General features: G+C 75.3%; 12 protein-coding genes. 5 read left to right on the top strand and 7 right to left on the bottom strand.

Annotation, left to right across the window (positions count from 1 at the left end; translation table 11 throughout):
• Positions 1 to 47: 47 nt before the first annotated feature.
• From GXB85_RS02040 to GXB85_RS02015, 6 genes are all read right to left on the bottom strand, one after another.
• Positions 48 to 1,277 (bottom strand): S8/S53 family peptidase, encoded by a 1,230-nt coding sequence (locus GXB85_RS02040; protein WP_161915939.1) that lies wholly within the window; start codon positions 1,275 to 1,277, stop codon positions 48 to 50.
• A gap of 71 nt (positions 1,278 to 1,348) precedes the next feature.
• On the bottom strand, positions 1,349 to 2,833 hold the full coding sequence (locus GXB85_RS02035) for a hypothetical protein (protein WP_161915938.1): 1,485 nt from the start codon (positions 2,831 to 2,833) through the stop codon (positions 1,349 to 1,351).
• Position 2,834: 1 nt separating this feature from the next.
• Complete coding sequence (locus tag GXB85_RS02030) at positions 2,835 to 4,076, bottom strand: S8/S53 family peptidase (protein ID WP_161915937.1); 1,242 nt, start codon at positions 4,074 to 4,076, stop codon at positions 2,835 to 2,837.
• Positions 4,077 to 4,150: 74 nt separating this feature from the next.
• Positions 4,151 to 4,630: a hypothetical protein gene (locus tag GXB85_RS02025; RefSeq protein WP_161915936.1), complete on the bottom strand. Its 480-nt coding sequence runs from the start codon at positions 4,628 to 4,630 to the stop codon at positions 4,151 to 4,153.
• Positions 4,631 to 4,694: 64 nt separating this feature from the next.
• Positions 4,695 to 4,979 carry a WXG100 family type VII secretion target gene (locus tag GXB85_RS02020; protein WP_161915935.1) on the bottom strand — a complete coding sequence of 95 codons (285 nt, stop codon included), beginning with the start codon at positions 4,977 to 4,979 and terminating at the stop codon, positions 4,695 to 4,697.
• A 23-nt stretch (positions 4,980 to 5,002) separates the two neighbouring features.
• The gene (locus tag GXB85_RS02015) at positions 5,003 to 5,314 is read right to left on the bottom strand and encodes a WXG100 family type VII secretion target (RefSeq protein ID WP_161915934.1); all 312 of its coding nucleotides are present in this window, start codon (positions 5,312 to 5,314) and stop codon (positions 5,003 to 5,005) included.
• A 277-nt stretch (positions 5,315 to 5,591) separates the two neighbouring features.
• On the opposite strand from GXB85_RS02015, the gene GXB85_RS02010 reads away from it, so the two are divergent.
• From GXB85_RS02010 to GXB85_RS01995, 4 genes are all read left to right on the top strand, one after another.
• Entirely contained in the window at positions 5,592 to 6,935 is a 1,344-nt protein-coding gene (locus tag GXB85_RS02010) for an EsaB/YukD family protein (RefSeq protein ID WP_161915933.1), read from the top strand.
• A 4-nt stretch (positions 6,936 to 6,939) separates the two neighbouring features.
• Positions 6,940 to 8,307: a type VII secretion protein EccB gene (gene eccB, locus GXB85_RS02005; RefSeq protein WP_161915932.1), complete on the top strand. Its 1,368-nt coding sequence runs from the start codon at positions 6,940 to 6,942 to the stop codon at positions 8,305 to 8,307.
• The gene (gene mycP, locus GXB85_RS02000; protein ID WP_161915931.1) at positions 8,304 to 9,572 is read left to right on the top strand and encodes a type VII secretion-associated serine protease mycosin; all 1,269 of its coding nucleotides are present in this window, start codon (positions 8,304 to 8,306) and stop codon (positions 9,570 to 9,572) included. The genes eccB and mycP overlap by 4 nt, the downstream gene beginning before the upstream one ends.
• 125 nt (positions 9,573 to 9,697) lie before the next feature.
• Positions 9,698 to 11,206, top strand: coding sequence for an RDD family protein (locus tag GXB85_RS01995; RefSeq protein ID WP_161915930.1), 1,509 nt, complete (start codon positions 9,698 to 9,700; stop codon positions 11,204 to 11,206).
• Here GXB85_RS01995 and rarD read toward each other — a convergent pair.
• Positions 11,158 to 12,201, bottom strand: coding sequence for an EamA family transporter RarD (rarD, locus tag GXB85_RS01990; RefSeq protein ID WP_370523941.1), 1,044 nt, complete (start codon positions 12,199 to 12,201; stop codon positions 11,158 to 11,160). The two genes, GXB85_RS01995 and rarD, sit on opposite strands and share 49 nt — an antisense overlap.
• A 111-nt stretch (positions 12,202 to 12,312) precedes the next feature.
• Between rarD and GXB85_RS01985 the strand changes: the two genes are divergently transcribed.
• Positions 12,313 to 13,671, top strand: coding sequence for an FAD-dependent oxidoreductase (locus GXB85_RS01985; protein WP_161915929.1), 1,359 nt, complete (start codon positions 12,313 to 12,315; stop codon positions 13,669 to 13,671).
• The last annotated feature ends 2 nt before the right edge of the window (positions 13,672 to 13,673 follow it).

Below are 13,673 nucleotides of genomic sequence, written 5' to 3'. Positions count from 1 at the left end.
AGGGCGTCGGGAGATCGCCGGGGTCGCGGTTGCGGGCAGCCGCCCTTCTAGCGGTCGTGCCCGGGTGCCGTGTCCCTGTGCGCGCGCCGGCGGAGCAGCACGGCGGCGACCGTGCCGGTGAGGGTGAGCACGCCCAGGCCGAGCGCGACCGGCAGCAGGGGTGGGCCGTCGACGGGCTCGGCCGTGGTCGGCGGGCCGGGGTCGGGGGTCGGGTCGGCCGTCGGGGTGGGTTCGGTGGTCGGTTCGGGTGCCGGCAGCAGGGCGCTCGCCGGGGGCTGGGCGTCGGGGGCGTCGACGATCAGGGGGTTGACGTCGGGGTAGGTGGTGGGGTCGGTCTCGAGCATGCGTCGCACCGAGACGATGCCGTAGCCCCAGTAGTCGTCGAGCCGGTTGAGCTCGCCCTCCCCGGAGACGGTGTTGCGCAGCAGCGACTGGATCATCTGGTTGCCCGTCGCCTCGGGGTGCGCCGACCAGGCCAGCGCAAGGGCACCGCTCGTCCACGCTGTCGCCAGCGAGGTGCCGCTGACGGTCTTGTACGTACGCCAGTCCTCACCCGAGAGCACGCGGACGTCCTCCGCGGGCGCGGCGACGTCGAGTCCCGGGCCGTGGAGCGCGAAACCGGCCACGAGCTCCTGCGAGCGCGTGACACCCGTGACGGTCACGGCACCGTTGACCAGGGCGGGCCACTCGGACACAGGGCCCGTGCCCTTCCCCGCGGGCGTCACCACGATCACACCGGCACGGATCGCCTCGCGCAGCGCCGCGAGGTCCTCGGCGGTCGCGCCGTTGAACCCGTACGCGAGGTTGAGGATGTGTGCCCCGTCGGCGACTGCCTGGTCGATGGCGGCCGCGGTGCCGGACGGGGTGAGGCCCGCGCAGGTGCCGATGTCCCCGCTCTCCCACGCGTAGTGCAGCACGCGGGCGGCGGGGGCCAAGCCTTGCACGCCCGGCTGCCCGTCGACGCCGTCGCCATCACCAGCGATCAACGCGACCATCGACGTGCCGTGCTGGGCATCGGTGATCGTCGAGGTCGCCGGCTCCGGGATGCCGTCGCCGTCGTCGTCGCAGAAGGACGGTTCGTGGATGGTGAGGTCGGCGTCAGAGAGATCCGGGACGTCGGGGTTGATGGGGGAGTCGATCACGGCGACCGTGATGCCCTCACCGGTGGTGGTTGCGTGGGCCTCGGCCACGCCGGTGTCGCGGTAGTACCACAGGCCGTCGTCGGTCTGGGCCTGCGCGGGCGCGGCGACGAGGATGGTCAGGGCGCCCGCGGCCACCGCGAAGGTGGCACGGCGACGGGGTGTGTCGCGCGGAGGCCGGAGGCGACCGTGCGACGACCGCCGGGGCCTCACCAGGTGTCTTCCTCCGGCTCGGCGGGTGGCGTGACCTGGTCGACGGGTGACGAGGTGCGGTCGCCCGCGCGGCCACCTCGCCCGACCGGTGCGGCAGCATCCGGGTCGTCGAGACCGAGGTCGGGGACCAGCAGGCCGGCCCCTGAGCGCCGCCGGCGCGAGCTGCTCTGACCCGTGCCCGATCCGCTCATGGGCATCCCACCGGCCATCGCCGCCCCCCGTGCGCCACTGCCTGCACCCGCACCTGTGGCGCCCGACCCGCCCTGGGCGAGCGTCGAGGCGCCGGCCGATCCGCTGAGGGCCGAGGCCCGGCTGCCGAGCGTGGCGCCAGTGCCAGTGCCAGTGCCGGAGCCGCCCGCGGCGCCGAGCCCTGTGCCGCCGGAGGCCCCGAGGGCGATCGCCCCCGCACCACCGCCGACCATGCGCCCGCCGGCGCCCGAGCCGGGACCGGCGATGCCCGCCCCCGTCGCCGACGACGCAGCACCCGAGAGGCCCAGGCCGCGTCCCAGCCCCGCCGCGCCGAGAGCCGCACCGCCGACGGCCACACCCCCCGCGAGCGCCCCACCGACGCCTCCCGTCGAGCCGCCGAGGTCGCCTCCGGGGGCCCCCAGCGTCCCTCCGGTGGGTGAACCGGTGCCGGCGCCTGGAGTCGTGCCGCTCACGTCACCGTCGGCCGAGCCGCTCCCGGACGCCTGGCCGCCGCCGGGGCCCCCGCCAGGCGTCGAGGGGTTGGTGCTGGTCCCGGTGGTGTCGCCGGGGTGCCCCGACGAGACGCCTTCACCACCGCCACCGGGGGTGCCCGGGTAGACGATGGGCTCACCGACGGTGGTGCCGACCGGTCGTCCGTCCCCTGCCGTCGGCCCGTTGCGTGTGCCTGTCCACGGGGTGCTCGTGGAGCTGCCCTGGTCCTCGTCCTCGTCCTCGTCCCGCAGGATCTCTTCCTTGGGGCCGGGCGCCGTGCCGCCCGGTGCCGGCGCCGGGACCGGCACACCGGTCGGGTCGATGTTGTTCTTCAGCCGCTGGAGCGCCGCCTGGGCCTGCTCCTCCCGCTCGGCGGCCTTCTGCCGCCCGAGGAACTCCGACGCGGCCGCCCCGGTCAGGGTCCCGGCAGGGCCGAGGATCGACCCGCCGCCGATGAGAAGGGCCTTGGTGCTGCCGTCGATGTCGCCCGGTGGTAGCGCCTGGTACTCCTGTCGAGCGACCCGCAGGGCCTCGTGGGCGTCGCGCGCCGCGCCAGCGACGCGGATGAACGTGTCGGCGCGCGCCGTCACCCCGCGCGCGAGCACGGCGAACTCGTCCCACGCGGCATCGGCGCCGTCACCCGTCATGCCCGTGTCGGAGCCCACGTTCCGCAGCGTCTCGGCCACGGACTCGAGCTCGCGCGCGGTCTCCTCGAGCTGGGTGAAGTCCCGGTCCCCCTGGGCGAACGCTCCTGGTTCGACCTCCTGGGTGCGGGCCAGCTCCTGCTCTGCTGCTCCCATGTCAGCGCTCCTGCTCGTGGGTGTGGTTCGGCGACTTCCTGCGGGCAAGCACCGCGGCCGCGATGCCGGCGAGCACGGCGAGGCCCGCGACCGCGCCGACGATCGGGATGAGAGGGAGTCCGGGGTTGACCTCGACCCCTGTCTCGGCCGTGGGGTCGTCCGAAGCCATGCTCTCGTCCGGCTCGGTCGTCGGTGCGGGCTCTGCCTCGGGTGGAGGCAGGAGCTCGCTCGCCGGGGGCTGGGCGTCGGGGGAGTCGACGATCAGCGGGTTGACGTCGGGGTAGGTGGTGGGATCGGCCTCGACCATGCGCCGTGCCGAGACGATGCCGTAGCCCCAGTAGTCGTCGACCCGCTCGAGCTGCCCCTCGCCGTTCACCGTGTTGCGCAGGAGCGACTGGACGATCTGGTTCGCCGTGGCGTCGGGGTGGGCGGACCAGGCCAGTGCGAGGGCGCCACTGGTCCAGGCCGTCGCGGCCGAGTTGCCGCTGCGGGCCCGGTAGGTGGTCCAGTCCGGCCCTTGCAGCGTGCGGATGCCGACACCGGGCGCCACGACGTCCATCCCCGGTCCGTAGACCTCGTAGCCGGCGTCGAGCTCCTGCAGTGCCGTGACGGCCGCGACCGTGACGACGCCGTTCGCCGACGCGGGCCAGGAGCTCAACGGTCCGGCCTCGTTCTCGGCCCCGGCGACGACGATCGCACCCGAACGCACGGCGTCGGCGATCGCCGCGAGCTCGTCGGGCCCGGTGTCAGGGCCGCCCAGGGACAGGCTGATGATGTCGGCCCCGTCCGCGACGGCCTGGGAGATCGCACCCGTCGAGCCCGGACCTGCGCTCGCGTTGCACGCGTCGAGGTCCTCCGAGGCCCAGGCGTAGTAGCGGATCGTGGCCCCCGGAGCGACGCCCTGGACACCCGGCTGCCCACCGGCGCCGACGCCGTTGCCGACGATGAGCGAGGTCATGCCGGTGCCATGGGTCGCGCGCTCGGTGGTCGCCGTGGCGGCCTCGCGTCTCCCGTCGCCGTCGGCGTCGCAGAAGGAGGGCTCATGGACGATGAGGTCGGCGTCCGCCAGCTCGGGGACGCCGGGGTTGATGGGGGAGTCGATGACCGCGATCGTGATGCCCTCGCCGCTTGCGGTCGCGTGGAGATCGGCGAGACCCGTGTCGCGGTAGTACCACAGGTCGTCGGCTTCTCCCTCCGCCTGCGCAGGGGCCGCGACCGCGACGAGAAGGCATGCGGCAGCCACCGTGCGGACGGCTCGGTACCGCCGCCCGCGGGTCGGGAACGTCGATGCACCGTGCGTGACGAGCCACCGCGACGTCACCACGAGCCGCCCACGGATGACGTGGGGGCAGGCCCGGCCGCGGGTGCGCTCGTCGTCGGTGCACCTGGGACGGTCGTGGCGGTCTCCGGGTCGTCGTAGGGGGTGCAGTAGAGAGGGCCCACCGGTGCGCCGGTCGCGACCCGGTCGGCCAGCGCGACCAGCCGGTCCTCGATCTCCTGGTCCGCGGCACCGAGCGTCCGCCAGGAGACCTCGAGGGCGTCACGTAGACGGCCGACCTCCGTGCGGTCGTGGACGAGCCACCCGTGCAGGTTGCCGACGGACTCGGACAGCCGCCCGGCGAACTGCTGGCACACGGGGACCGAGGACCACATGGCCGCCCCCTGCCTGCGGCGCACACCGCCCACGGCGGTGATCACGGCGTCGAGCTCGTCGAGCAGGTTCTCGAGGTTGCGCAGCCGCTGCCGCACGACCTCGGGAGTGAGCGTGACCTGCTGACCCACGGTGGTGTCCTCCATCGTTCCCCCTGGCTGATGACGTCGCGGAACGTCCCCCACCCGCGGGTGGGGGACGACCGTCACGTCACCAGCGAGCGGCGTTCGCGCGCTCGGTGGCCTGGTAGTCGTCGTTGCTCGAGCCGACGGCGCGACCGATGTCGGCGAGCAGCGCCTTCATGTCGGTGATCGCGGCGGTCCACTTGGCCTTCGAGGCCTCGTAGGAGCTGGCCGCCTCACCGGTCCAGTTCGCACGCAGCGGCTGCAGCGAACGGTCCATCTCGGCCAGGCGGGCCTCGATCTGGTTCGCGCCGGCCGTGATGTCGGCGGACGCGGTGGACAGCGCGGAGAAGTTGACCTTCAGGTCGCTCATGTTCGTGTGCTCCTCAGTCCGGGTCAGCCGAGACGGCTCGTGAGCCGGTTCATCGCCGAGGACTGCGCGTCGTCGGCCGCGGTGTAGGTGCTCTGCGAGCTGTTCAGGTTGCCCTCGAACTCGTTGAGCGCGTTGATGATCTGGTTGGCGTTCTCGCGCCACCGGGTCATGAGCGTCGTGAACGCGACGGCGCCCTGGCCCTGCCAGGCGCTGCCGATCCCGGACAGCTGTCCCTCGAGGACCTTGAGCTGCTGCTGCAGCTCCGACCGCGACTGCGCGACCGCCTGGGCACCTGCCTTGAGCGCGCCATCGGCTGCTGCGACCTCGCCCGCCATAGCCACCTCCCCCTCCTCGGGCCCGTGCGGGCCACACCTGGACGCCGAGCAGGGTGCCCGTCGCCGGCGCAGCGTGCGCCAGGCCAAACCGTAGATCATCCGGCACGGACGGCGCAGGCCGGGCACCGAACTGTGGACGAGACCGTGCGTGTACCGCGGCACGCGCGGCGAAGATCGCCCGTCCGGGTGACCCGCCCCGCCCCGCCGACGGCCGTGCGCCCTGCCGTGCGCCCGTCACTATGCTGACCGCCGACACCCGCCGACCGAAGGACCGTCGATGACCGCAGCGACACCTACCGTGCTCGGCGCGCTCGTGCGCGTCACGGTGCGCGGGGGTGACCGGTCGGTCGACCTCGGCGCCCCCGGGTCCGTCCCCGTGGCCGAGCTCGTCCCCAGCCTCGCCCGGACGCTCGGTCTCCTCGACGCCTCGACCGTCGACGGCGGGTTCCGCCTCGTCCGGAGCGACGGCGGCGTGCTGGACACCGACCGCGGCCTCCAGGCGCAGGGCGTACCGGACGGAGCGGTCCTCCTGCTCGAGCCGGGCGCGGGCGTCGAGCAGGTGCGTGTCTACGACGACGTCGTCGAGGCCGTGGCGGACACGGTCGAGGGGCAGTACGCGCCGTGGACCCCGCGCGACTCGGCGCTCACGGCGGTGCTCGCCTCGGTCGCGTTCCTGCTGACCGGCGCGATCCTCCTGCTCGGCGCCGAGCCCACGTCCGCGTTCCCGCCGGTGGTCGCCGGGGTGGGCGCCCTGCTCGTGCTGGGTGCTGCGGCAGTGGTCGCGCGCGTGGGGTCGCACGACACGGGTGCGGCCGCCCTCGTCGTGACCGCGTCCGCGCTGGGCCTGGTCGCGGGCCTCACGGCCGCCCCGGAGGCGCCCTCGTGGGGCCTCCCGGCGGCCTGGTCCGGCCTCGGGGCGCTCGTCGTCGCCCTCCTGGGAGTCCCCGCCCTGCGGACGGGGCGAGAGATCTGCGTCGCCCCGGGTGCCCTCGGTCTGACGCTCGCCGCGGCCGGCGGGGCGATCGCGGTCTCGGGTGCGGAGCCCGGCGTGGTGCTCGCGGTCGTCGTCGCGCTCGTGGTCACCGCGGGGAACGCCATCCCGTGGCTCGCCCTCGCCAGCACCCCGTTGCGCGTGGTCTCGCCCCGCAGCGAGCAGGAGATCGTGGCCGAGCCGCCACGGGTGGACCCCGACGAGGTCCGCGTCCAGGCGGCTCGGGGGCACCGCCTGCAGATCGCGCTGCGTGGCGCCGTCGCGGTCCTCACGCTCGTCGCGACGCCCGCCGTGGTGGCGACCGGCGTGCCCGGGACCCTGCTCGTCGCCGCGGCCTACCTCGGGATGCTCCTCGGGGTCCGACAGGTCTACTCGCGGCAGGACGTCGCCGTGGTCATGGGCTCGGGCATCCTCGGCCTCACGCTCACGGGCGTGCTCGCCGCCGCGGCCCACCCGGGGTGGCGACCGGCGCTCGCCCTCGTGGCCGGCGTGGCCGCGGCAGCCGTCATCGGCCTGAGCCTGGTGGCCCCGCGCCGACGCGTCGCGCTCGCGCGCACGGCCGACACGATCGAGGTCGTCGCCCTCGCGCTGCTCCTGCCCCTCGGCGTCGCCGCCGCCGGTCTGGTCTGAGCGCGTGGCGACCAAGAAGGACCTCGTCGAGGCCCAGACGTTCAGCCGGCGCCGTCTGCTCACCGCGTTCGTCTCGGGTGCCCCGGGCGGCCGCGAGCTCGAGCCCGGCAAGCCGCTGCGCGCCGTCGTCGGCGGGGTGACCCTCTCCGTGCTGCTCGTCCTCGGCAGCCTCGGCTTCGGCCTGCTGCGCCCCACGCTGCCGCAGGGCTGGGACCACAACTCGCTCGTCGTGACCGACACCGGTGCGCGCTACCTCGCGGTCGAGGGCACGCTCCACCCGGTGCTCAACACCACCAGCGCGCGCCTGCTGATCCCGTCGGGCGAGTTCCAGGTGGTGTCGGTCGACGACGCGCGCATCGCGGACAGTCCCCGCGGGGCACCGCTCGGCATCCCCGGCGCCCCGGACGACCTCGCGCCGCCCGAGCGGCTCGTCGCGACCGGCTGGCTCGCGTGCACCGCGTCGGGCGCGGGCGAGCGGCTCGAGCTGTGGCACGACGGCGTCGGGGGGCGTCTCGCGGCGCAGCTCGCCGCCGACGACGCCGTGGGCGCGGCCGACGACGAGCCCCGTGCCGCCCTCGTCGACGTCGCGGGCGACCTCTTCCTCGTGGTCGGCGGGCGCCACCACCGCCTCCCGCGTGCGGGCAGCGACGCGGTCCTGCGCGCGCTCGGCCTGGAGGCCGTGCCCGCGTGGCCCGTCAGCGCGCGCTGGCTCAACCTGTTCGCACCCGGGACCGAGCTCGGACCGCTCGAGCTCGGCGCGGCGGGTGACCCCCTGCCGGCGGGCTCGGGCGCTCCGCCCGGGGCGACCGTGGGCACCGTCGTCGCGGTCACCGACGGTACGGGCGAGCGTTACGTGATCGACGCGGCGGGCGAGCTCGCCCCGCTCACGACAGTGAGCGAGCGTCTGTACCGCCTCGGCTCGGGCGCCGAGGTGCTCGACGTCACGGCGGCCCAGATCGCCGGCATGGCGACGTCCGAGGAGGCCGTGACGCCGGGCGACTGGCCGGTCACGCTCCCGGCCCCGCTGCCCCAGGAGGACGCCGCCTGCGCACTCCTGCGGACGGGCGCCGACGGCGGGGTGAGGCTCGTGGGCACGCCCGACGTCGAGGTCCCGCAGCAGGGCACCGACGTCTCGGTCCAGCCCGCGACCGGTGCGCTCATCCGCGTCGCCGGGTCCGACGGCGTGCCCGGGTACGTGCAGGTGGTCGACCAGGCCGGCACGGCGTTCGCGGTCCCGGGGGCCGACGACGAGGTGCTCGCCCGGCTCGGCTACACGGCCGACGACGTCACGCGCGTCCCGCCGGCGTGGGCGGCCCTGCTCCCCGTGGGGCCCGAGCTCAGCGAGGCCGCGGCGCTCGGGTCCGACGCGTGAGGCGCACGCACGCCGCAGCGTTGGTGCTCGCGCTCGCGGGTTCGACGGCGGCGCTGGGCCCGACCCCGGCCGTCGTGGCGGCCTCGCACCCGGCGGCGGTCCCGGCGGGCCTTCTCACGGCGGCGGGCGCGCAGTGCGACCCCGAGGTCCCGCTGCTGATCGACGCCCGGCCGGCCGTGCTCGACCGTCTCGACCTCGAGCGTGCCTGGGGTCACGCGACGGGTAGGGGCGTGACGGTCGCCGTCGTCGACTCGGGTGTCGACGTCCGCAACCCCCACCTCACGAGCGTGGTCGTCGACGGCACGGACCTGGTCTCGGTCGACGGGGACCCGCAGGGCCGTACCGACACCGCGGGCCACGGCACGGCGGTCGCCGGCCAGATCGCGGCGCGCCCCGTCGATGGCTCGGGCGTGGTGGGAGTCGCGCCGGAGGCCGACGTGCTCGCGGTGCGCGCCTACGTCGAGGACACCGACAGGGGCCGGTCCGAGGGGACGGCGCCCTCCACGGCACGCATGGCGGCTGGGATCCGGTGGGCCGCCGAGCGCGGCGCGACCGTCATCAACGTCTCACTGAGCTCGCCGGTCGACGACCCCGAGCTGCGCGCCGCCGTCGACGCGGCGGCCCTGCACGGCGCCCTGGTCGTCGCGAGCGCCGGCAACCGCACCACGGCGCAGGACACGAGCGACTCGCCGCGCTACCCGGCGGCCTACCCCGGCGTCCTGGGCGTCGCCGCGGTCGGGCCGGGCGACGCGCCCACCGACGCGTCGATCCACGGACCGCACGTGGACGTCGCCGCCCCGGGCACCGACGTCCTGACCACGTTCCACTCGTCGGGCGACTGCGTGCTGGGCGGCGAGACGCCGTCGGCGAGCTTCGCGACGGCCTACGTCGCGGCATCCGCGGCCCTGGTCGCCGAGGCCTTCCCGGCCGAGACCCCCGAGCAGTGGGCGCACCGCCTCATGGTGACCGCCTCACGTCCGCAGGCCGGGGAGCGCGACGACGCCGTGGGGTGGGGCGTGGTCCGGCCGGCCGACGCCCTGACGTTCGTGGACGACGGCTCGGCACCGGGCCCGGCGAGCCCGCTGCACGGGCCTCCCGCGCCCGCCGAGGAGGCTGCCGAGCCTGTGCGGCTGTCGTCACGCGAGGACGTGCTCGGTGCCGCGCAGGAGGGAGCGTCCTGGTGGCTCCTCGCCGCCGGGGGTGCCGTGGTGGGGGCGGTCCTCGTGGCCCAGCTGCGCCCGGCACGTCGGCGCCGCACGCGCTGATCCGCGGCACCAGGCCGCGAGGGCTCAGACCCTGCACCGGACGTGCCGATAGAGCACATGGGTGACGGCGCGACGTCGTGCCCCACCCCGCCGGCACCCCCACCCGCGACGAGAAGGACCGAGCCATGCCCATCCCCGGAGCCGTCCCCGCGAGCCTGGGCCGCCGCCTGCTCGCCGCCGTCATCGACGGCGTCGCGGCGCTCCTGCTGGGTGGTGGCTTCGCGCTCGCGGGCACGGTCCAGCTGTTCGAGCAGGTCGGCGCCGGTGCGACCGATCGCGTCGCCGCGGCGGCCCCCGGGGTCCCGGTGCTGACCGTCGTCGGAGGCGTCGTCCTCCTCGTGGTCGGTGTGGTCCAGTGGGTGCTGCTGGGGACGCGCGGCTGGACGCTCGGCAAGAAGCTCGTGAGCCTGCGCGTGCTCGACGCCCGCACCGGTCGCCCCCTCGGGCTCGGGCGTGCGTTCGTGCGTCTGCTCGTGCCGGGGGTCAGTGGCGTGGTGCCGCTGGTCGGCCCGGTCCTCGTGGGGCTGTCCCCGCTCTTCGACGACTCCGGCCGTCGCCAGGGCTGGCACGACAAGGCGGCGGGCAGCGTGGTGCTGGACGTCGCCGTGGGCCGCGACCCGATGACCTCGGCCGCGCCCGACGCGAGCGCGCGCATCGACGCGCTGCTGCGGTCGGCGGGCTCCGGGGCGCCCGTGGGCGAGCAGGCCGCCGAGCCGCGCAGGACGCCGCCCCCACCGGCCCCGGCGCCTCCGACCGCACCGCCTCCGGCCGCACTGCCTCCGGCCGCGACGGCCCCGGCTCCGGTAGCGCCGGCACCAGCGACTCCCGGGCCTGCGGCCGCGCCCCCGCCCCCTGCCCCGCGACCCCCGGCGCCCGTGGCCGCCGTCCCGGCTCCGCAGGAAGCCGTCACCCGGGCTCCGCAGGTGGCGCACGCCCCGGCTCCGCAGCCTCCGGCGCCGGTCGCCGCACCTCCCGTCGTGCAGGTGTCCGGACCCGCCCTCTCCTCGGAGGTCTCCGAGATGACGGCTCCCGTGATCTCCTCGGTCCCCGGGCGCCCGTCCCGGCCCGCCGGCGCGGCCGCGGACGAGCGTCACGTCGGCCCCGAGCCCTCGCAGGCCGTCCCGGCACGCACCGCGCAGCCCCTGACGGAGCAGCCCGTCCCAGGTCCGTCGGCACCCTCCTCGCCTGCGCCGCCGCCGAGCGACCGGACCGCGGACGACGTCGAGAGCACCCGCCTGCGTCCGGCACGCGGCCGCGTGCCCGAGCTGCCCGACGAGGCGCCGTCGTCGGCCGTGCTGCACGTGACGGACGGTCGCCGGGTCGCGCTGACCGGCACGGTGCTGGTGGGCCGCAACCCCTCGCCCCGAGCGGGGGAGGACGTCACCGAGCTGGTCCGCGTCGCTGACCCGGGCCGATCCGTCTCCAAGACGCACCTGGCGGTGGGCGTCGACCGCCTGGGCGTGTGGCTGCGCGACCGGAACTCGACGAACGGCACGGTCGTGACCCTTGCCGACGGCCAGCAGATCCTGTGCGGCGCGAACCAGCAGGTGCGTGTGCCGGTGGGGGCGTCGGTCGCGTTCGGCGACTACGGCTTCACGGTCGAGCCTGCGCCCGCGTCCCCCGACGAGGGCTGAGGCACGCGCGAGGCGAGCCGCGCGACCCGGCCGGCGCGAAGACCGTCGACGGTCAGCACGACGAGCGCGACCCACACGAGGCCGAAGCCCCACCACCGCGCGGCGGGCATGTCCTCACCGAACACCACCACGCCCAGCGCGAACTGGAGCGTGGGCGCGACGTACTGGAGCAGTCCGACGACGCTGAGCGGGAGCTGCCGGGCGGCCGACCCGAAGAGCAGGAGCGGGACGGCCGTGACGACGCCCGAGGCCGCGAGCGCGAGGGCGTGGCCGCCGCCGTGCTGGCCCCACGTGAGCGCGCCGGTCGCCCCGATCCAGCCGAGGTAGGCGAGGGCGAACGGGGTCAGGGTCGCCGTCTCCACGGCGAGGCTCGCGAGCGCGGGCACGCGGCGGCCCACCCGGTTCTTCACGAGTCCGTAGAGCCCGAACGTCGCCGCGAGCACGAGTGCGATCCAGGGCAGCCGTCCGACGCCCACCGAGATGACCACGACGGCCGCCGTCCCCACGCCGAGCGCCGCCCACTGCGCGGGTCGCATCCGCTCACCCAGCACGAGCACCGCGAGCGCCACGGTGACCAGTGGGTTGATGTAGTAGCCGAGCGCCGCGTCGACGGTGTGGCCCGTGAGCACGCCCACCACGAACGTGAGCCAGTTGGCCGCGACGAGCACGGATGCGAGGGCGAGGCCCAGCAGGGTGCGCCGGTCGCGCACCGCCGTAAGGGCCGAGCGCCACGTGCGGGTCACGGCGAGCAGCAGCACGCAGAAGACCAGCGACCACACCACGCGGTGGGCGATGATCTCGACGGCCCCCGCGGGCTCGAGCAGCGGGAAGTAGAGGGGCAGGAACCCCCAGAGCAGGTAGGCGCCGAAGCCTGCCGCGAGACCTCGTCGCGGCAGGCCCGGCACGACGGCGGTCAGGGGCGCGGGCGTGGGCGCGGGCGGCGGGACGGGGAGCGTCCCCTCGGTGGCGGGTTCGACGGCGTCGGGCTCGTGCACGAGGTGAACCTACGCCTGCGTCGGTGAGGGTGCCCTCACCCGACCTACACTGGGACCCGGTCATCCGGCGCGCCTGCGCGCCACACCCCCTGACGGAAGGTGCCCCTCCCTGTGAGCGCCCCCCTGCGCGTCGCCGTCGTCGGCGCCGGTCCCGCCGGCATCTACGCCGCGGACATCCTGTCCAAGTCCGACGTCGACGTCTCGATCGACCTGTTCGAGCGCCTGCCCGCGCCCTTCGGTCTCGTGCGCTACGGCGTGGCGCCCGACCACCCGCGGATCAAGCAGATCATCGTGGCGCTGCACAAGATCCTCGACCGCGGTGACATCCGGCTGCTGAGCAACGTCGACTACGGCACGGACCTCGACCTGACCGAGCTGCGCCGCTTCTACGACGCGATCATCTTCTCGACTGGTGCGATCAAGGACGCCGCGCTCGCGATCCCGGGCATCGACCTGCCGGGCTCGTACGGTGCCGCCGACTTCGTCTCCTGGTACGACGGTCACCCCGACGTGCCGCGCACGTGGCCGCTCGAGGCGAAGGAGATCGCGGTGATCGGCGCGGGCAACGTCGCGCTCGACGTGGCCCGCATCCTCGCGAAGCACCCCGAGGACCTGCTGCCCACCGAGATCCCGGACAACGTGCACCGGGGCCTGCTCGAGAGCCCGGTGACCGACGTGCACGTGTTCGCGCGCCGCGGCCCCGCACAGGTCAAGTTCTCCCCGCTCGAGCTGCGCGAGCTCGGCCACGTGCGGGACGTCGACGTGATCGTCTACCCCGAGGACTTCGACTTCGACGAGGGCTCGATGGCCGCGATCCACTCCTCGAACCAGACCAAGCAGGTCGTCAAGACGCTCACGGACTGGACCCTCAAGGAGCCCGAGGAGCTCACCGCGAGCCGTCGCATCCACCTCCACTTCTTGCACCGCCCCGTCGAGGTGCTCGGCGAGGAGCGCGTGACGGGCTTGCGCACCGAGCGCACGGTGCTCACGGGTGACGGCTCGGTGGCCGGCACGGGGCAGATGCACGACTGGCCGGCCCAGGCCGTCTACCGCGCGGTCGGGTACTTCGGCTCGCCGCTGCCGGGCATCCCGTTCGACGAGGTCGCCGGCGTGATCGCGAACCGCGAGGGCCGCGTGGTCGGCGAGGACGGCGCGCCCCTGCCGGGCGTCTACACGACGGGCTGGATCAAGCGCGGGCCGGTGGGGCTCATCGGCCACACCAAGTCGGACGCGACCGAGACCGTGCGCCACCTGGTCGCCGACTCGGGGGAGCTCGAGCGGGCGCCCGAGCGCGACCCCGAGGCCGTCACGGCGTACCTTCGCGAGCGCGGTGTGGACCACGTCGAGTGGACCGGCTGGATGCTCCTCGACGCCTACGAGCAGACCCTGGGCCAGCCGCACGGTCGTGAGCGTGTCAAGGTCGTGCCGCGCGAGGACATGCTGGCCGTCATGCGTGGAGAGCGACGGTAGGG

The organism is Cellulomonas sp. APG4, assembly GCF_009996735.1.
Taxonomy (GTDB): Bacteria; Actinomycetota; Actinomycetes; order Actinomycetales; family Cellulomonadaceae; genus Actinotalea.
The sequence above is the reverse complement of the archived record's forward strand: the minus strand, read 5'-3'. Positions and strand labels throughout refer to the sequence as shown.

Excerpts from the sequence above, each read along its gene's own strand:
- GXB85_RS02035 (WP_161915938.1), bottom strand. The coding sequence starts at position 2,833 with ATGGGAGCAGCAGAGCAGGAGCTGGCCCGCACCCAGGAGGTCGAACCA.
- GXB85_RS02025 (WP_161915936.1), bottom strand. The coding sequence starts at position 4,630 with ATGGAGGACACCACCGTGGGTCAGCAGGTCACGCTCACTCCCGAGGTC.
- GXB85_RS02020 (WP_161915935.1), bottom strand. The coding sequence starts at position 4,979 with ATGAGCGACCTGAAGGTCAACTTCTCCGCGCTGTCCACCGCGTCCGCC.
- GXB85_RS02015 (WP_161915934.1), bottom strand. The coding sequence starts at position 5,314 with ATGGCGGGCGAGGTCGCAGCAGCCGATGGCGCGCTCAAGGCAGGTGCC.
- GXB85_RS02010 (WP_161915933.1), top strand. The coding sequence starts at position 5,592 with ATGACCGCAGCGACACCTACCGTGCTCGGCGCGCTCGTGCGCGTCACG.
- GXB85_RS01995 (WP_161915930.1), top strand. The coding sequence starts at position 9,698 with ATGCCCATCCCCGGAGCCGTCCCCGCGAGCCTGGGCCGCCGCCTGCTC.